Below are 18473 nucleotides of genomic sequence, written 5' to 3' on the forward strand. Positions count from 1 at the left end.
AAGGGATGATGTTTGAATGACTATGTCCAGAATTGCAGCAGTTGATGTTGGAAATGACTCTATTAAGGCGATCTTCGGAGAACTAGAGTACGAATTAAATATACCTAATATTATTGCAAGAGACACCGAGGACCGTCCGGTAATTGGAATAGAAGAATTAAATAGTAAGGATCCGTTGGAAGGAATTCATATCAAGGTTCACTCCCCTGCCCTAAAAGAGAATAATGTCATTTATCGTGTAGGGCATTTAGCAACCAAGAGTAACAGTGCATCAGAGTTGGACCCAGGTAGCAGCAAATCAGAAGAGGATCAGACATTAATTATGCTTTTTGCTACTTTGGCATTGGATGCGGTACGGGAGGGTAATACATCTTCCTTTCCAAGGTCAAAAAATGTAATTGATGCAAATTACACGCTAGGAACAGGATTACCACTTCGAGAAGTAAAAGAAGGAAAAGATGCTGGATATCGTTCAAAGCTAACTGGATCTGTTCATCAAGTGGAATTTCTTGTAACACCAAGATATCAAGGATTAAAGGTCAACATTAAATTCAATGAAGTCAAAATCTATCCAGAAGGTTTTGCCGCTTATATTAATCTTGTAATGGATAATAATCTGAAAGTAATCAATAAGGATTTAATTGATAAACGGATTTTAATTCAGGATATTGGTGGTCTTTCCACGGATATTGCGGTGATTCGTAACCGAACTGTCGATGATGATAAGGCCCAAGGCTTTAATCTTGGGGTATCTGAGTCTTTAGAAGCAATTAGAGAAGAAATACGCTCTAAGCATGGAATAGAGTTAGATAGCCGCCGAGATGTAGTTGATATTATTACGAGAAAAAACAACCGAAATCATATTATGGTAAAAGGTAGTCGGACAAGCGTTCATGATATTACGGACCGAATCTTGCTTGAATTGGCGAAAAAGCAATATCGATTACTTCGAAATGTTTGGCTGAAAAACTCTCAGACGGAAATCTGCTATTTCGTGGGTGGCGGATCAAATGTGCTAAAGGATTATATTAAAACATTAAATAACAACCTTGACGGTTATAATATTGAATTCTTTGAAGATGAAAAAGAAAGTATTTGGATGATGGCAAATGCCTATTATAAGCTCATTACTGACTTTATAAGAAAAAATGAGAAGCAAAAGGTACCACAAGAGCCAGTAAAAAAATAAGTTTTTCAAAAAAATAAGATAAGGTGATCCTATGAAAACAACCTCACCTGAGGTAAAGAGGGGCCAAGCGATTTCGTTTCGAGTACCATCTGATACACCTGATCATTTATTAAAGCATCTACAAAAACTGAAGGAAACAGAGCGAAGGAATTTTTCTAGTAAAATCGCTGAGTTTGTCATGCAAGGAGTCGGCCAGACCTATTCAAGGGAGCGGGAAGTGATTACCGTTCCACTCCCTCATAAATTAAGTAAATCACAGCGCAATTGGCTTAAACATGAGCATTCTGAGGCATTGCTAGGAAGTATTATTTACCACCTTTTATCTGACCCGGTTCGGGCGACTGCACTACTGGCTTCGTTAAATAGCAAATCAGTAGATTTAGATGAAGCCCTATATCTTCAAGAGGAATTATCCGTGGAGGAACATAAGGTTAAGCCTATCGCTGAGGAAGGCCAATTACAATCGGTTGACGAAGTCGCGGTAGCTGAAGATGCGGCCAACTTTGAGGATGACTTAAATAATTTTAACTGGGAAGCTGCCAAGCAAGATGAACCCAATAAAGAAGAAAATGATGCGGAGGATGCTGATTTAGACAGTCTATTGGGGGATTTTCTTTCTGCAATGAATAAGTAAAAAAGATTGGGACAGTACTCGTTACTATATGGTGGCGTGGTACTGTCCCTTTTAAATGAACGAAGAGAACTGTATCATAGTAGAAAGAAAACCTAAGGATAAGGATGGAGAACATGGAAACGGAATTGAATATACAAGTTAATTCAAAACTCGCGAATAAGTATAAAGGAGGGTATCCTCTTGTTACAAAGCAAGTGATGAATAATACAAGCCATTTAGAAGAAGGAGCCCAAATTAACCTTGTTGATGAAAGAAATTCATTTATTGGGAAGGGCTATTATGGCAAGCAAAACAAAGGATATGGCTGGATCCTAACGAGAAACAAGCATGAAAAGATTGATCAGTCCTTTTTTGAAAGGAAGATAAAAGCTGCCATAGACAAAAGAAAGTCATTTTTTAATGACAAGGAAACAAATGCCTTCCGTGTATTTAATGGGGAAGGAGACGGAATTGGGGGCTTCACCATTGATTATTTTGATGGGTATTATTTAATCAATTGGTACAGTAAAGGTATCTATACATATTCCGATTATGTGATAACCTCTCTTAAAAATCTAGCCCAGTATAAAGCAATTTATCAGAAAAAACGATTTCGTGAAGACGGGAAATTAATTGAAGAAGACGGGTTTGTAGAAGGTGAACGTGGCCAGTTCCCGATTATTGTTAAAGAAAACGGGGTTAATTTTGCCGTGTATTTTAACGAAGAAGCCATGGTTGGGGTGTTTCTTGATCAGCGGGATGTAAGAAGGACAATTCGCGATAAGTATGCAGAAGGGAAGACGGTATTAAATACTTTTTCATATACAGGCGCTTTTTCTGTGTTTGCAGCAATAGGTGGAGCTGCAAAGACAACGAGTGTGGATTTAGCGAATCGTAGTTTGCCGAAAACGATTGAGCAGTTTAGTGTAAACGGAATTGATTATGAGGCCCATGATATTATAGTTGAAGATGTTTTTCATTATTTTAAATACGCAGGTAAAAAGAACTTAAAGTTTGACATGGTCATTCTTGATCCTCCTAGTTTTGCAAGGTCGAAAAAAATGACATTTAGTGCTGAAAAGGACTATAAAAATCTTTTGAAGGAAGCAATTGTCATTACAGAAAATAATGGGATAATTGTTGCTTCAACAAATAGTGCATCCTTTGATATGAAAAAATTTAAGGGCTTTATTGATGCGGCCTTTAAGGAAAGTAATTGCAAATACGAAATTAAAGAGGAATTTACATTACCTTCGGACTTTCAAACAATTTCGGAGTATAAGGAAGGAAACTATCTAAAAGTAGTATTTGTCAAAAAGCTAAATGGCTAAGAATGAAGATGGAGGCGATGAGATGGATTTCGTAGTGAATAAGGAATGGCTTGTTGAACAATTACATAACAAGGATGTAAAAATTGTGGATTGCCGGTTTGCTTTAGGAAATCCAACCCAAGGAGAAAGACTCTATCAGGAAAGTCATATTCCGAGTGCTTTTTATTTTGATTTAGAAAAGCAGCTATCCGCTCCTGTTTCGGAGCATGGGGGAAGACATCCACTTCCAGAGATAGAGCAGTTTAAACGTGAAGTTGAAAAAGTTGGAATTGATCATTCAAAAACGGTGGTTGCTTATGATGGTGGTGAAGGTCAGTTTGCATCCCGTTTTTGGTGGTTACTAACCTATCTTGGACATGAGAAGGTTTATGTACTAAACGAAGGCTTTAAAGGTTGGACTGAAGCAGGTTATCCCACAACAAATGAAATACCAGAATTAGAATCAGCTTCATTTAACATAAATATACGTGAAAACATGTTAGCTTCTTATGAAGAAGTTAAGGAAATCGTTGATCAGAAAAAAGACTCTCCCATTTTAATAGATTCGAGAGATGAAAGCCGCTATAAAGGGGAAATTGAACCTATCGATCGAATCGCAGGACATATTCCCCGCGCAATAAATAGATGTTGGATAGAGGGTATGGAGCGAGGAACCTTCAAAGGTAGTGAAGAACAGAAGAAGAGATTTGCAGACCTTAATGAAGAGGACTCAATCATTGTTTATTGTGGTTCAGGTGTAACAGCTACTCCAAATTATATTGCTTTGAAAATGGCAGGATTTAAGGATGTCAGGCTATATGCAGGCAGTTATAGTGATTGGGTTTCTTATGAAGACAATCCGGTTGAAAAAGGGAATGAGAGATAAGAGCCTTTCCTAAAGGGAGGCTCTTTTTCATTAACATACTGATGACGTTTCCACCCTTAATAAAGTATAATACACTTAAATATGATTTGGACGGTGAGGGTACAGTGAAAAGGATAACCGTGAAAGACTTGGTCCGTAGGTTTTCATTGAAGGTATTGGCTGGTGAAGACCAGTTAAAGAATACAATTACGCAATCCCGAGTACATCGACCGGGTCTAGAGTTCGTTGGTCACTTCGATTTTTTTCCAACAGAGCGGGTTCAAATTTTAGGGAAAAAGGAAGTCACGTATTTACATAAGCTCACAAAAGAAGAGCGTAGGATTCGGATTGGGAATATTGTTCAATATCATCCTCCTTGTTTTATCGTAACATGTGGGGAAGAGGGCTTAACGTATTTAACACAGCATTGTGTGGAGCAAGGCATTCCGTTACTGGTCACAAAATTGACCGAGGATACGTCTGATTTTATCGTAAAGTTAGATGCCTTTTTAATTAAGGAATTAGCGGAAGAAATTGCTGTACACGGTGTTTGTATGAATGTGTCGGGGATTGGTATCCTGATTCGGGGGAATTCTGGTGTAGGAAAAAGTGAGACTGCGCATACCTTGATTCGCAGGGGACATCGGCTTGTAGCAGATGATATCGTCGTCTTAAAAAAGCTAAGTCCACAAACGATTCTAGGTACACATGATGAAAAGACAAAGGAGTTTTTAGCTCTTCGCAGTATCGGGTTATTAAATGTGGTTCGAATGTACGGACGAAAAGCTTTTCAGGATGAAACCCGCATCTCCCTTGATATTCATTTGACGAAGTGGGAAAAAGATGCTTTGTATAATGATCTAGAACAAGAAATCAACACGATGGAATTTATGGGTGTTAAGATTCCTTCAATTGAGATTCAGCTTCAGCCTGGGCGAGATGTCGCAGGGCTAATTGAAGCAGCCGCAAACAACTGGTATTTAAAACAACAAGGTTACAATGCGGCAGAGGAATTCATGAGTAGAATTGATGATGAATTGACGACCACTAATGGCGATAAATAAAGGGGAGGTTCAAAGCTTGAGAACCCCCATTTGAGTTGAACTTGGTTTTCAATTTCTTATGGGCCTTGCCAAATATGGATGAGGTCTTGGCTATGCCCCCGAACAAATACAACATTACGGTTAGGAACCAAGGAATCTACTGCCGGTGCCAAGTGAGGGCGCTGCCCATACCCAGTTACACATTAAAGGTTATAAAAAAACCCTCTACATTTTTATAAGATAGTAGAGGGTTAACATGTTAAGCGACGTACTCTTCTTTTTTGATATCAGTTGCTTCTTTTTTAATATAGTACTTTCCTTTTGTGGCAATGGCTAAAATAATCGTTAGGATAGATGCTAGGATTGCTGCGAAAAATGCTGCTGTACTTTGTAAAAAGGTTCCCATAAATCCAAGTGCAGCTACTGTACCGAGGGCACTTGAAATTAGTAAAGCGACAACACCGACGGGATTCCATTTATACAAGTTCTCTTGTCTCGCCTCGTAATATCCAGGGCCAATTTTTAATAATTTCTTAACAACGACAGCATCTGTAACTAAAATAGCTGCCCAAGATAGTAAGAAGACCCCTTGAAAGGTTAAGACTGTGCCAAGATGATTGACAATATCGGTTAGCATTAAGAAGATGGCAGATACTCCGGTTACAACTACCCAAAAGCGTCTTCCGGGTTTAAAGTTAAATATGTTTTCGAAGAAATTTGAAAGAGATAGTGAACCACTATAGATATTTGTGACGTTAATTCTTACTTGGGTAATCATCGTAAACAACGCTCCCCACATTCCTAGAAGCATTACGATATACACGCCAGGATTTGGTTCGCCTAGACGAACACCAAACCAAATACCTAAGCCGCCCATTACACCAAAACAGAAGATCTGCGGGACAAACCCGATTGCAAATACTCCAATTTTCGTGTCCTTAGGTTTAAGGAATCGTGCATAATCGGATGCGAGTAGTGGAGTTAATCCCATAATCCCGTGCTGCATGCCTATACAAAGCAAGAGAGCGGTTCCTCCAACCTGGACATTTTCTGGCATATAGGACCAGAAAGTTCCATCATAAACAGATGGCTTGATAGCTGCCACTACGATTGCCGCAACTAAAAAGACACCGAACAATGGCAATGACCACTTTTGTAATTTATCCAACTGCTTAATTCCAAACCAGTTTAATGGAATGACAATAGTACCGAAGAAAAGAATTAAAGCCCATTCTGGAATACTAGGTAAGAATTCGTGGACTGCGGAAACTAAGATTAAACCTTCAAGTGCACAATACATGATGAAATTTGTGGCATAAATAATGGAGGTTAATGATGCGCCAATATAGCCGAACCCGCCACCCCTTGATAATAAATTTACGTTCATACCTGACTTTGCAGATAGGTACGCAATGAATGTTCCAAGAATACCGGCAACGATAATCGCATATATAGCGGAAATGATGGCGTTAATAGCACCAAATTGAAGTGCCATTACACTTCCCATTTGAAAATAAAATATAGCCGTTGCAATTCCGAATGTAATATTCGTTATACTTAACCAACTCATGTTTCTTTTGTTAAGAGGTACTCTATCCAAGGAATAGTCATCACTCAACGCTTCGTTGCGATTTTGCTCCGATTGGATATTAGATCCCATCTTATCAACTCCCTTTTTTTGTGAATAATTTCACAAGAATATCTCTTGTTAAATAAAAATGAAATGCACAGTTCGCTTAACTAGAATAACTATATCATTAAAGATAACAATGCATCAAACGCGATAAATCAGCATATTCCGCGATAAAACCTATTTATAACATGTCTAGGTTACATAATCCGGGTCTATCTTAGAATTAGCCCCAAATACCGAAATATACGGCTGATATGCTTCTAAATATGCGTAATTATGATTTGAAAGGATTCATTATAGACAACTAACTATGTATATATTCGGATTTTGTCTATAATCCGGGAGCTTCTGAAAGTCTTCTGAAAAATATGTAAAACAAAAAGAGTATAGTTTGTGTTTTCATAGAGAGGAAAAATTTTTAAAAAAATTTACCCAGCAATACATAGGAATTACTAAGATAAAGTAGCTGTGAACAACACAGAGATTGGAGGAATATACATTGACTCCAGGATTGATTATCATTTTACTACTCGGACTATTTTTACCTTATGGATCTAGATTCCATTAGTTTATTATTTATTAATGTGGCGTAATTATTAGTAGTTTTGTTCTCTAGGAAAAAGAATTGATGGATCATATAGTGTCAACGGGACATAATATTATGAAAATTCACTCAATGTTATGAAATGATTATATTTGTAATATAAAAATACGAGTATTATGAAATCATATAAAATTTATGATTCAAAGGAGTGGGTAAGTTGAGCTTTGGTAAGAAAAATGTAAAAGTCCTCATTTTATTGCTATTAATAACAGTTATAACTTTATCAGGCTGTAATAACAAAAAATCGTCAGGAGAGACTGGAAAGAAAAGTATGACAATTATGACGGTGTTACATAACCCTGAGGTGCCAAATGACAGAATTGAAAAATTATTGGAAGAGAAGAGTGGAATGGACCTAACGTTTCAATGGGTACCAAGTGGGAATTACGAGGAAAAGATTAACTCTGCATTTGCAACGGGTACATTACCAGAGGCTGTTTATGTAGGGAATACGGCATTATACCTAAACTTTAAAGAAGCGATTCGTGATGGGCAGTTTTGGGAAATCGGTCCTTATCTCAAAGACTTTGAACACTTAAGTAACTTAAACCAAACGATAATAAATAATACAGCTGTTGACGGTAAAATTTATGGTCTTTATCAGGGGGCTCCACTTTCACGACAGGGCTTAATCTATCGGAAGGATTGGGCAGATAAACTAGGACTAGGCACACCTGAAACGATAGATGATATCTATAAAATGGCTCAAGCATTTACTGAGAATGATCCGGATGGTAATGGTAAAAAAGATACAATTGGTATTACTGATCGTTCAGATTTAGTATATGGTGCATTTAAATCAGTATCATCTTGGTTTGGCACACCAAATAATTGGGGCGAAAAGGACGGGAAACTTTTACCGGAATTTATGTTTGATGAGTATTTGGATACTATGGATTTCATTAAAGACATAAGGGAAAAAGGGTATATGAATAGTGATTTCCCTGTTACAAGTAAGGATGATCAGCAAGCCTTGTTTAAAAATGGAACAGCCGGGATGTACATTGGGGCAATTGGCGATGTTCAAGGTCTTTATAATGACGCAGTTCAATTAAATCCAGATGTTGTTCTTGATGTCCAAAACAAAATTACAGGTCCGGATGGAAAGTTTGGAATTTGGGCAATTCCTGGCTATGGAAATATGGTATTATTTCCAAAATCATCTGTAGAAACGGAAAAGGAATTAAAGGATATTCTTGAATTCTATGATTTCATTGCAAGCCCAGAAGGTGCTAATTTAATCTATTGGGGTGTTGAGGGTGAACATTATGAAGTAAAGGATGGAAAAGCATTAGTTCTTGACTCAGATTTATCTACAAGAGAAGTGAAGCCATACAATTCCATTCAGATTGGAGAAGCAGCAACAAATGGTAGATATGACGGTGCGTTTACTTATGATGTAAAAGAAAAGGCGGAGGCACTAACCATTGATAACGAAAAATATCTGATTCATGATCCGACTGTACCACTTGATTCTCCAACATTTATAGAAAAAAGTGAATTACTTGCTCAAATTATTAAAGATGCAAGCTACCAATATATGTTAGGTGATATTGATAAAGAAGGATTTAAGGATGCCATTGAAAAATGGAAGAAATCTGGCGGTACAGATGTAATCAATGAGTTTAATGAATCCTATAAAAATAATCAATAATTCTCTAACAAGTCTGTTAAGGGAGTAATCATTTATAACAGCACATCAAGAGATTCTAAAGAAAAAAGGCTTTTACATTGATATGTATGACTGTCAATTTAATCTTCAGGAGAATATAGGTCATTAGGAATAGGATAGACAGTTTAAAACAGCCTAGCGAATTAAGCTAGGCTGTTTTCTGTATTTTAAGTTAGAAAAGGATCTTAACTCCATTCGAGTATCTAATGAACGTAGAGCTAACAATTCCTCTGATTCAGTTCGCACTTTAAGTAACAACCTTCCACTTCTTTTCTTTTTATTCATCCCTATTTTAATAGAAAATCAACCCTTTAAGTGTGAATATTCCGTTAACATTTTGTGTCCGGTACTCCATAGGAAATACTTATCCATTTCAATAATAAAGATTAAATTTCTTAATCACTCTTTTGCTACTATACTTAGGGTACAAGGGGTGTTATTGAATGGAATATTTGATTCTGTTTTTTATTGGGATTTGTGCGACGACTTTGGGGACGCTTGCTGGTGGTGGGGGATTAATTAGTTTGCCGTCGATGTTGCTTTTAGGTGTTCCTGTTCATTCAGCAATTGGTGCGAATAAGGTTGCCAATACAATTAGTTCGTTCTCAAGTTTCTTCTACTTGTTACGGAAGAAGGAGCTTTCTTTAAAAGAATCAATTTGGATTATACCGGTTAGTCTTTCTGGTGGGGTAAGCGGGGGACTTATCGCGTCACAGATATCGGCTGAAAATATGTATATTGTAGCGATTGTCCTGCTCCTATTCGCTTTCATTGTTTCTTTTGTGGGAAAAGGAAATTTTACCGGAAATGAGCCTTTGAAGTTCAATAAAATTAGTGCACCCGGGCTATATAGTATTGGCATTTATGATGGGCTATTTGGACCTGGTCAGGGGACTTTAATGCTTTATCTATATAATCATTTAAATATTGCATACATTCGTGCGGTTGGGTTGGTCCGCCTTGCTACGTTTTCTAGTTGCTTTGGGGCTGCGGTGACCTATATTGCGACAGGTAAGCTCATTTGGCCAGTTGCCATAGCCTTGTTACTTGGTTCTTTTACAGGAGCACAAATTGGGGTGCGTATTGCGCAGAAATTAAAGCCTCAATATGTAAAGCCGATTTTAAGGGTTGTAACGGTACTTCTTATTTTTCAAATTGTAACCGAGAATGTTCTTTAAATAAAAATCTGGACTTACTCAATAGTCCAGATTTTTTTAGTTGATTTTCATTTCATCTGGTAATCCTAATCTCAAGGAGTGTGAATAAGATGAATTCATTTTGTCCGGTGATGTGGGATGAGGATCCAGTACCCGAAGATGTGAAGAATTGTGAGGATTGTGGGTTGTATCAGCAAGGGGCGCGAATGATTTGGGGTGAGGGTAATCCGAAAGCACCGATCATGATTATTTTGGATAATCCAGGTGCTCGTGAAGGTCGTGAAGGTAATCCAATGGTTTGTGGAACGAGGCAGACCTTGCAAAAGGCAACCTATGAAGCGGGATTAGATAAAGAGCAAATATATGTTACATATATTTTAAAAAGACAACCGAAACGAGCCTATGATAAGGAAAAGACACGCGAAATTTGTATAAACCATTTGTATTCTCAACTGGAGGAACAAAAACCTAAACTTATTGTTTGTTTAGGCAACGTAGCAGTGCAATCCTTTTTTCAGAATCCAGAGCTTGAAGTCAAAGGGCTTAGGGGCAATTTCTATCAGACGAACGGCTATCAAACGACAGTTGGCTATCATCCACTTGCGGCCAGAAGAAGGCCGAATTTGTATCCCCTTCTTTTGGAGGATATGAAACTAGTAGAATTGGAACTTCGGAAGCATATCTAAAAAAAGGACGGTTCTGTGAACCTGTCCTCTTTAATGACCTGTATATTTAAACGAATAGATATGTGTTTTTGTTAATTCAATGACTTCCTCAATAAATTCCTCTTGAGATTCTTTAAAGCCGCTTGTAATCCAATTTTGGATGAGTCCGTAAAAGCCATAGGCTGTATAGCGTTTAAAATAGTCCATGTTGACCGGGATATTGTTGATTGTTTCAAATATAAATTTTTCTTGATAAATTTTTAAAATGGTTTGAGGGAAACTTGTATGTAGCCCTGGTAGAGTGTCGTCATATTTAATGAGTTCAAAAAAATCCCGGTGCTCATAAATATAGGAAACGATATTAAAAGAAGGCTTGCCAATCTTAGATGTATACACTTTTTGTCCAGGAAGATGGTGTTTTCCAACCGAATCCCACAAGCCTACCATCATGAAATCTAACAAGTCTTCGGCTAAATCAATTTTGTCATGGTAGTGAACATAGAAGGTGCTGCGATTATAGGAGGCCTTATCTACAATGTCTTTTACAGAAACGGAATGGTAACCCTTTTCTTTGATAAGGTCAATAAGAGCATGCTTTAAGTGTTCTTGGGTTCGATTTCGTCGTTTAGAAATGAGATCCAATTCATCATTCATAAAAAAACCTCCGCAAAATAGACATTTTTATTGGAAATGTCTATTATATAGACATTTTGAATTTCTTTGATGATTGTTAAGTCTAGTCAAGATAGTAAAATAGAATTGTGACCAAATGGTGACAAAGCCTTTTGGAGTAAATATTACTCTACTATAGGGTAATACTATCCATATTATACAATAAGGGGGACTTTATAATGGGAAAATTACAAGATAAAGTAGCTATCATTACTGGGGGAGCTTCAGGAATTGGAGCGGCAACAGCTCGTTTATTTGTTGAAGAAGGAGCAAAGGTTGTCCTTGTTGATTTAAATGAAGAAAAGGGAAAAGCATTTGAGGAAGAATTGAAAGCGCTAAACGCGGAAGCTTTATTTGTAAAAGCAAACATTACAAGTGAAGAAGAAGTAGCAAATATCTATAAACAAACAATTGAAGCATTCGGTAAAGTGGATATTGTTTTCAATAATGCTGGTATTGGACGAGTTCAACCATCACATGAATTAGAATATTCTGAGTGGAGAAATACGGTTAATGTTGACTTAGATGGTGTTTTCTTAGTAGCACGTGAAGCGATCCGTGAATTCTTAAAAGCAGATGGTGGAGTAATCGTAAACACTGCATCTATGTATGGTTGGGTGGGATCACCAGGTTCAGCAGCCTATAACGCAGCAAAAGGTGGCGTAGTGAACTTAACTCGCTCATTAGCACTTGAATATGCTGAACAAAATATTCGTGTAAATGCTCTTTGCCCAGGTTTCATTGATACTCCAATTATTCCTGAAGAAAGCAAAGAAGTGTTACGTAGTATGACTCCAATGAAGCGCCTTGGACAAGGAGAAGAAATGGCTAAAGCTGTATTATTCCTTGCTAGTGATGATTCTTCATTCATGACAGGAAACAGTTTAATCGTTGACGGTGGCTATACAGCTCAATAATAAAATTGCTCATCACCCTACTGGTGATGGGCTTTTATATTTTCGGGGAAATAGTATTCTAGTCTAACATTTTAAATATAGTTGTTGACGATATGGAGATTTTTGTGCAATAATAACATTAATTTAATAACTGGTACCTTTAATTCAGTCCAGAGAGGCTGACAAGGACGGCGGGATTTTATTAAAAGACGTGGGGAAACGTGTATAAACTTTCCCTGTGCTCTTTTAATAGATGAAGAGGCTAATTGTCAGGATACCTGGTAATTAGCCTCTTTTTTTTTCTGCTTGCTTCTGGTATCAGAAATGATCATACAGGAGGAATCATTTATGAAAAAAATGGATTCAGAGTTCTCATGGCAAGCAGTGCCACAATCTAATCGAAACGGTTTTTGGAAGACATTATCGGTAATGCTAGGCCTTACGTTTTTCTCAGCAAGTATGCTGGCTGGTGGGGAAATTGGGATGGGCTTAACTTTTTCAGAGTTTATCATAATTGTGTTAGCAGGGAATTTAGCGCTAGGAATTTTTACAGGAACCCTAGCTTATATCGCATCGAAGACAGGATTATCGACACACCTTTTGGCAAAGTATGCATTTGGTGATAAGGGATCGTATCTACCATCCTTTTTACTAGGATTTACCCAAGTTGGTTGGTTCGGAGTTGGTGTAGCGATGTTCGCGGTTCCAGTTGCAAATGCAATGGACTGGAATGTGTACGCCTTAATATTCATCTTTGGGCTTGCAATGACAGCAACTTCAATTTTTGGAATGAAAGCACTGGTTATTTTAGGATTTGTAGCAGTACCAGCAATTGCGATTCTCGGTAGCTACTCAGCAGTTGAGGCAACCGAGTCATTAGGTGGAATAGGGGCTCTAATGGAGTACAAACCAACCGTATCCATCACACTTTCAGCAGCACTTACGATTTGCATCGGGTCATTTATTAGCGCAGGAACGTTAACACCAGACTTTGCACGTTTTGCCAAAACATCACGCTCAGCAGTAATTGCAACAGTGATTGCCTTTTTCTTAGGAAACTCTTTAATGTTCTTTTTCGGAGCAATCGGATCGATGTCTTATGGCTTAGCAGATATTTCTGAAGTAATGTTTCTACAAGGATTAATGATTCCGGCTATTATTGTACTCGGGTTAAATATTTGGACAACTAATGACAATGCACTGTATGCTTCAGGTTTAGGATTTGCAAACATCACGAAGATTCCTAAAAAAGTATTTGTAGTGGTAAATGGACTAGTTGGAACTATACTAGCAATGTGGATGTACAACAACTTTGTAGGATTCCTAACACTTCTTGGTGCTGCGATCCCTTCTATCGGTGCCATCATCATTACAGACTACTTCTTTGTTAAGCACAGAGAATATAAAGCTTTTGATGAGATGACTTTTAAATCAGTAAACTGGGTTTCAATTGCGGCATGGGGCGTAGGTGTAGCCTTTGCGCAAGTAGCACCTGGGATTACACCACTAAATGCACTACTAGGAACAGCAGTTATTTACTTCGTATTCATGAAACTAGCGGAAGCAAAAAAACTTAAAGAAGCAAAGGTGATTTCAGTTGATTATTAAAAATGCAACCTTACGAGGAAAAGAAGGTCTCTGGCATCTCGTGATCAAAGAAGGCCAGTTTGAAAAAATTACGCAAGAACTGAGTGAATTAGAGGCAAATGAGGAAGTAATTGATGTAGGTGGCTCACTCGTTTTGCCACCTTTCATTGAGCCACATATCCATTTAGATACAACATTAACGGCAGGCGAACCGGAGTGGAATCAAAGCGGTACTTTATTTGAGGGGATTCAGCGCTGGTCACAGCGTAAAGAAACCTTAACCCTTGAAGATGTAAAAACACGTTCGAAAACAGCACTAAAATGGCAAATTGCTCAGGGGATTGGGCATGTTCGTACGCATGTCGATGTTACAGACCCAAGTCTAACAGCATTAAAAGCAATGCTTGAGGTAAAAGAGGAATTGAAGGATTACGTAGATATTCAACTAGTAGCTTTTCCTCAGGAAGGAATTTTATCTTACCCAAATGGAGTAGAATTGCTTGAAGAAGCAGTAAAGATGGGTGCGGACGTCGTTGGCGGTATCCCTCACTTTGAATTTACCCGTGAATATGGTGTAAATTCAATGAAAATTGCTTTTGATTTAGCTGAAAAATATGATCGATTAGTTGATATTCATTGTGACGAAATTGATGATGAACAATCAAGATTTGTTGAGGTTGTAGCAAAGGAAGCCTATGAGCGCGGACTTGGTACTCGTACAACAGCAAGCCACACTACAGCGATGGGTTCATACAATGATGCGTATACGTACAAGCTTTTCCGTTTACTTAAGCTTTCAAATATTAACTTTGTGTCAAATCCACTTGTGAATATTCACTTACAAGGTAGATTTGATACGTATCCAAAACGTAGAGGTCTTACTCGTGTTAAAGAATTACTAGAAGCGGGACTAAACGTAAGCTTTGGCCATGATGATATTTTTGACCCATGGTATCCACTAGGAACGGGCAATATGCTACAGGTTCTTCATATGGGAATCCACGCTTCACAATTGATGGGCTATGAGCAAATTGTGAATTCCATTGATTTAATTACGACAAACAGTGCTAAGACACTGCACATTGAAGATCGCTACGGAATTGAAGAAGGAAAGCCGGCAAACTTCATTGTCATGTCAGCAGAAAATGAATATGAAACAATCCGTAAACAAGCGAAAGTTCGCTACTCATTTAGAAATGGAAAAATCATTGCAGAAACAAAGCCAAGTGAAACAATGATTACATTGGATCAGACAGAAGCAGTTAATTTTAATCGATAATAGAGAAGGGGCATCCTCATCTGGATGCCCCTTTTTACATTATGCTTGTCCCATTCTTTGCGGATTCTCGTCATTTTTATGAATGGTGACTTGATGAGGAAATGGTATTTCAATCCCGTTTTTATCAAAGGCATCTTTAAAAGCTTTTCGAAGCTGACGCTCAACGCCCCAGTGTTCACCATTTTCTGTTTTGGCAATAACACGTAAAACGACATCTGATGCTCCAAGTGCTTGAACCCCAATGACATTTGGTCCTTCAACAATAACTGGATTCTCGGCAGCAACCTGGTCACATACTTCTTGCATCACGGTTATCGCTTTATCAATGTCTTCCCCATAGGCAATCCCAATATCTACAAGAGCACGCATATTTCCGCGGGAATGGTTACTTACACTTGTAATGTCGCGATTCGGAATATAATGTAAGGTTCCATCAAAACCGCGAATTTGAGTGGTTCGTAAACCCACTGCCTCTACAACGCCATCAATAGCTCCGATGGTGACATAGTCGTTAACATCAATTTGCTTTTCTAATAATAAGAAAAAGCCTGTCACAACGTCACTTACGAGTCCTTGTGCACCAAAACCGACCGCTAGTCCAACAATTCCAGCACCGGCAATCAGACTTGCAACAGGAATATTAAAAATGCCAAAAATGGATGCAACTAACATAAAGATTAATGCATATGAAAGAATGTTTTCCATTAGTCTTTGAAGCGTATGAGCCCGTCCTATGGTAATGTTTTGTTTATCCTGTAACTTTGTAAAAGTTCGGTCAATCACTTTGTTTCCAATCTTTTTAACAATGAAAAATGCGATAAAGACCCCGATTAGTTTTAAAATGATGATTCCGGTATTCAGGAGTAGAGCCTCCCAATTGATATCGAGAAAATCAAACAAAAATATCATCCTTCCTTGTGTCATGAACCACAGGGACGGTTCTCTTGGGTTTTCGAACCAGGAGAACCGTCCCCATGGTACTTATTTTTGTTTAGTAAGAGAATACCACAAATCGCAAAAAGGAAACATGTCTACGTAGAAAAAAATCCCCTGTTTGATTACAGGGGATTTGGTATTGTTTATTTCGTATAGTTATCAAAGTAACCTTGGATATAGATGAACGGGGTACCTTTGTCTCCGCTTCCTGAAGTTAAATCAGATAGAGAGCCAATCAGGTCCGTTAGTCTTCTAGGGGTTGTACCTTGAGCTTCCATTTGTCCGACAAGGTCGCCTTCTTTATTTTTAATAAACTCAGAAATTGCTTTTTTAAGTTCTTCACCTTTTAAGTCAGCAAAATTATTATCAGCAAGATATTTTAATTTAACCTCATTTGGTGTACCTTCAAGGCCAGCTGTGAAGGCAGGTGAAACAACTGGGTCAGCAAGCTCCCAAATCTTTCCGACAGGGTCTTTAAATGCACCGTCACCGTAAATCATAACCTCTACCGTTTTACCAGTTTTCTCTTTAAGAACTTCCTGGATCTGATCTACAACCGGTTGGCAATTACGAGGGAAGAGCTTCACGCTTTCCTCCGTTGCTTTGTTAGAACCAAGTAAACCATAGTTTTCGTTATAGCCACTACCATCGATTGATTCTGAAAGAATATTATCAAGGCTATAAATCTTTTCTCCGCCGTTTGCCTTTAAAATTTTCTTTGTACGGAATCTTGTGTGAATGTCACAAGTTAGCACGCTCTTTGTATAGTCTAGAATCGTTCTTGGGTTATTTGAGAAGATGACTTCACATTCAACGCCATATTCCTCAACCAACGATTTATAATAATCAATGTAATCTACACCTGTAAAAGTGTGTTTATTATGTCCGAATAGTTCACGGAACTGTTGCTCTGTTAACACATCCGTCCAAGGATTTACGCCTTTTTCATCAAGTAAATCAAGATCCACTAGGTGGTTACCTACTTCATCAGATGGATAGCTTAACATAAGGACGATTTTCTTTGCGCCTTTTGCAATTCCGCGAAGATTGATTGCAAAACGGTTACGGCTTAGGATTGGAAAAATAACACCGATTGTGTCATCACCAAATTTTGATTGTACATCCTTTGCAATATGGTCGATTGTCGCATAGTTTCCTTGAGCACGTGCGACAATAGATTCTGTAATCGTAATGATATCTTTATCTTGAATCGTAAAGCCTTCCACCTCAGAAGCGGTTAATACAGTATTAACAACGATTTGCTCGATGCTGTCACCTGTATTGATGATTGGGCCACGTAAACCCCTTACAACTGTTCCAACTACTCTTTCCAAAACAATCACTCCTACATGCTGATTAGTTTTTATGTAAATATTATCTACTAGTACTATACATCTATCATGTGATATAAGTAAAATTAATATATCTAATAATGGGTATAAGGAGTATTAATATGGTAGGTAAATTAGATTTATATAAGGTTTTTAGTGTAGTTGCTAAGAATGGGAGTTTTTCCAAAGCTGCCAAGGACCTGTTTATGACACAGCCTGCAGTTAGTCAAGCGATGATGCAGCTAGAAAGAGAATTAGATATAAGACTGTTTAATCGCACACCTAAAGGGGTTTCTTTGACTGACGAGGGAAAGCTTTTATATGAATATGTCCATTCGGCAATGAATCTCATCAATGTTGGTGAGGAAATGATTTTGGAATTTAAGAACCTAACAAAAGGGGAACTAAGAATAGGGGTAGGTGATACAATATCGAAATACTTTTTACTCGCATTTTTGGAAACCTTCCATACGGAGTATCCCAATATAAAGTTTAAAATAGAAAATGGGACAACCCAGGAGCTTATTTCTTTATTGAAGTTAGGTGAAGTTGACCTAGCCATTTGTAACTTTCCAGTTAATGACCCTACCCTTGCGCAAATACCATGTATGGATATTCATGATATTTTTGTGTGCGGGAAAAATTATAAAGAGCTTCTACATAAGGCAGTAAACGTCTCCGATTTGGTAGAATATCCATTAATATTTTTAGAGCCAAAATCCATTTCGCGGAAATATGTCGAGGAATATTTATTGTCAAAGGGATTAAGGATATCACCCGAGTTTGAACTGGGTTCCCATGATTTATTATTGGAGTTTGCTAAAATAAATCTAGGTATTGCCTGTGTCACGAGAGAATTTTCGCAGGAATATTTAAAAAGTGGCATCTTACATGAGGTAAAGCTTACAGAACAGATCCCAAAACGGAGCATTGGAATCTGTTACGTTAAAAATGTTCCATTATCACCAGCATCTACAAAATTTGTTGAAATTATTAAAAGTGACGGGTGATGATAAGGGAT

Annotated in this window: 16 protein-coding genes; 12 read left to right on the plus strand and 4 right to left on the minus strand. The window is 37.8% G+C overall.

The annotated features are described in order from the left end of the window. The first annotated feature begins 16 nt into the window (after positions 1–16). From CKK03_RS00915 to hprK, 5 genes are all read left to right on the plus strand, one after another. Complete coding sequence (locus CKK03_RS00915) at positions 17–1189, plus strand: ParM/StbA family protein (RefSeq protein ID WP_099351427.1); 1173 nt, start codon at positions 17–19, stop codon at positions 1187–1189. 31 nt (positions 1190–1220) lie between these two features. Continuing rightward, positions 1221–1823 carry a hypothetical protein gene (locus tag CKK03_RS00920; RefSeq protein WP_099360761.1) on the plus strand — a complete coding sequence of 201 codons (603 nt, stop codon included), beginning with the start codon at positions 1221–1223 and terminating at the stop codon, positions 1821–1823. 113 nt (positions 1824–1936) lie between these two features. Continuing rightward, positions 1937–3133, plus strand: coding sequence for a class I SAM-dependent rRNA methyltransferase (locus CKK03_RS00925; protein WP_099360762.1), 1197 nt, complete (start codon positions 1937–1939; stop codon positions 3131–3133). 22 nt (positions 3134–3155) lie between these two features. Continuing rightward, positions 3156–3998: a sulfurtransferase gene (locus tag CKK03_RS00930; protein WP_099360763.1), complete on the plus strand. Its 843-nt coding sequence runs from the start codon at positions 3156–3158 to the stop codon at positions 3996–3998. Positions 3999–4102: 104 nt separating this feature from the next. After that, the gene (gene hprK, locus CKK03_RS00935; protein WP_099360932.1) at positions 4103–5041 is read left to right on the plus strand and encodes an HPr(Ser) kinase/phosphatase; all 939 of its coding nucleotides are present in this window, start codon (positions 4103–4105) and stop codon (positions 5039–5041) included. A 238-nt stretch (positions 5042–5279) separates the two neighbouring features. On the opposite strand, the gene CKK03_RS00940 is transcribed toward hprK, so the two are convergent. After that, positions 5280–6680, minus strand: a complete 1401-nt coding sequence (locus CKK03_RS00940; protein WP_099360764.1) for a purine-cytosine permease family protein — start codon at positions 6678–6680, stop codon at positions 5280–5282. A gap of 734 nt (positions 6681–7414) precedes the next feature. Between CKK03_RS00940 and CKK03_RS00945 the strand changes: the two genes are divergently transcribed. From CKK03_RS00945 to CKK03_RS00955, 3 genes are all read left to right on the plus strand, one after another. Further along, positions 7415–8911 (plus strand): extracellular solute-binding protein, encoded by a 1497-nt coding sequence (locus CKK03_RS00945; protein WP_245863942.1) that lies wholly within the window; start codon positions 7415–7417, stop codon positions 8909–8911. A gap of 461 nt (positions 8912–9372) precedes the next feature. Beyond that, positions 9373–10107 carry a sulfite exporter TauE/SafE family protein gene (locus tag CKK03_RS00950; protein WP_099360765.1) on the plus strand — a complete coding sequence of 245 codons (735 nt, stop codon included), beginning with the start codon at positions 9373–9375 and terminating at the stop codon, positions 10105–10107. A gap of 89 nt (positions 10108–10196) precedes the next feature. After that, complete coding sequence (locus CKK03_RS00955; RefSeq protein ID WP_099360766.1) at positions 10197–10772, plus strand: uracil-DNA glycosylase; 576 nt, start codon at positions 10197–10199, stop codon at positions 10770–10772. 30 nt (positions 10773–10802) lie between these two features. On the opposite strand, the gene CKK03_RS00960 is transcribed toward CKK03_RS00955, so the two are convergent. Continuing rightward, on the minus strand, positions 10803–11405 hold the full coding sequence (locus tag CKK03_RS00960; protein WP_099360767.1) for a TetR/AcrR family transcriptional regulator: 603 nt from the start codon (positions 11403–11405) through the stop codon (positions 10803–10805). Positions 11406–11602: 197 nt separating this feature from the next. Between CKK03_RS00960 and CKK03_RS00965 the strand changes: the two genes are divergently transcribed. The 3 genes from CKK03_RS00965 to CKK03_RS00975 all read left to right on the plus strand — a co-directional run bounded on the left by CKK03_RS00965 (position 11603) and on the right by CKK03_RS00975 (position 15185). Further along, on the plus strand, positions 11603–12340 hold the full coding sequence (locus CKK03_RS00965; protein ID WP_099360768.1) for an SDR family NAD(P)-dependent oxidoreductase: 738 nt from the start codon (positions 11603–11605) through the stop codon (positions 12338–12340). A gap of 327 nt (positions 12341–12667) precedes the next feature. After that, positions 12668–13927 (plus strand): cytosine permease, encoded by a 1260-nt coding sequence (codB, locus tag CKK03_RS00970; protein ID WP_099360769.1) that lies wholly within the window; start codon positions 12668–12670, stop codon positions 13925–13927. Continuing rightward, complete coding sequence (locus CKK03_RS00975) at positions 13917–15185, plus strand: cytosine deaminase (protein WP_099360770.1); 1269 nt, start codon at positions 13917–13919, stop codon at positions 15183–15185. Before codB ends, CKK03_RS00975 begins: the two co-directional genes overlap by 11 nt. Before the next feature lie 39 nt (positions 15186–15224). On the opposite strand, the gene CKK03_RS00980 is transcribed toward CKK03_RS00975, so the two are convergent. Then, positions 15225–16085 carry a mechanosensitive ion channel family protein gene (locus tag CKK03_RS00980; RefSeq protein WP_099360771.1) on the minus strand — a complete coding sequence of 287 codons (861 nt, stop codon included), beginning with the start codon at positions 16083–16085 and terminating at the stop codon, positions 15225–15227. A 179-nt stretch (positions 16086–16264) separates the two neighbouring features. Continuing rightward, a complete protein-coding gene (locus CKK03_RS00985; protein ID WP_099360772.1) occupies positions 16265–17455 on the minus strand; it encodes a coenzyme F420-0:L-glutamate ligase in 1191 nt (396 codons plus the stop codon). Between the two features lie 119 nt (positions 17456–17574). Here CKK03_RS00985 and CKK03_RS00990 point away from each other — a divergent pair, with 119 nt between their 5' ends. Beyond that, entirely contained in the window at positions 17575–18462 is an 888-nt protein-coding gene (locus CKK03_RS00990; RefSeq protein ID WP_099360773.1) for a LysR family transcriptional regulator, read from the plus strand. The last annotated feature ends 11 nt before the right edge of the window (positions 18463–18473 follow it).

Source organism: Fredinandcohnia onubensis (genome assembly GCF_002734215.1).
Lineage (GTDB): Bacteria > Bacillota > Bacilli > Bacillales > Bacillaceae_L > Ferdinandcohnia > Ferdinandcohnia onubensis.

Coding starts and splice junctions, on each gene's coding strand:
- CKK03_RS00990 (WP_099360773.1), top strand. CDS start 17,575: ATGGTAGGTAAATTAGATTTATATAAGGTTTTTAGTGTAGTTGCTAAG.
- CKK03_RS00920 (WP_099360761.1), top strand. CDS start 1,221: ATGAAAACAACCTCACCTGAGGTAAAGAGGGGCCAAGCGATTTCGTTT.
- CKK03_RS00965 (WP_099360768.1), top strand. CDS start 11,603: ATGGGAAAATTACAAGATAAAGTAGCTATCATTACTGGGGGAGCTTCA.
- CKK03_RS00930 (WP_099360763.1), top strand. CDS start 3,156: ATGGATTTCGTAGTGAATAAGGAATGGCTTGTTGAACAATTACATAAC.
- codB (WP_099360769.1), top strand. CDS start 12,668: ATGAAAAAAATGGATTCAGAGTTCTCATGGCAAGCAGTGCCACAATCT.
- CKK03_RS00950 (WP_099360765.1), top strand. CDS start 9,373: ATGGAATATTTGATTCTGTTTTTTATTGGGATTTGTGCGACGACTTTG.
- CKK03_RS00940 (WP_099360764.1), bottom strand. CDS start 6,680: ATGGGATCTAATATCCAATCGGAGCAAAATCGCAACGAAGCGTTGAGT.
- CKK03_RS00925 (WP_099360762.1), top strand. CDS start 1,937: ATGGAAACGGAATTGAATATACAAGTTAATTCAAAACTCGCGAATAAG.
- CKK03_RS00955 (WP_099360766.1), top strand. CDS start 10,197: ATGAATTCATTTTGTCCGGTGATGTGGGATGAGGATCCAGTACCCGAA.
- CKK03_RS00960 (WP_099360767.1), bottom strand. CDS start 11,405: ATGAATGATGAATTGGATCTCATTTCTAAACGACGAAATCGAACCCAA.
- CKK03_RS00915 (WP_099351427.1), top strand. CDS start 17: ATGACTATGTCCAGAATTGCAGCAGTTGATGTTGGAAATGACTCTATT.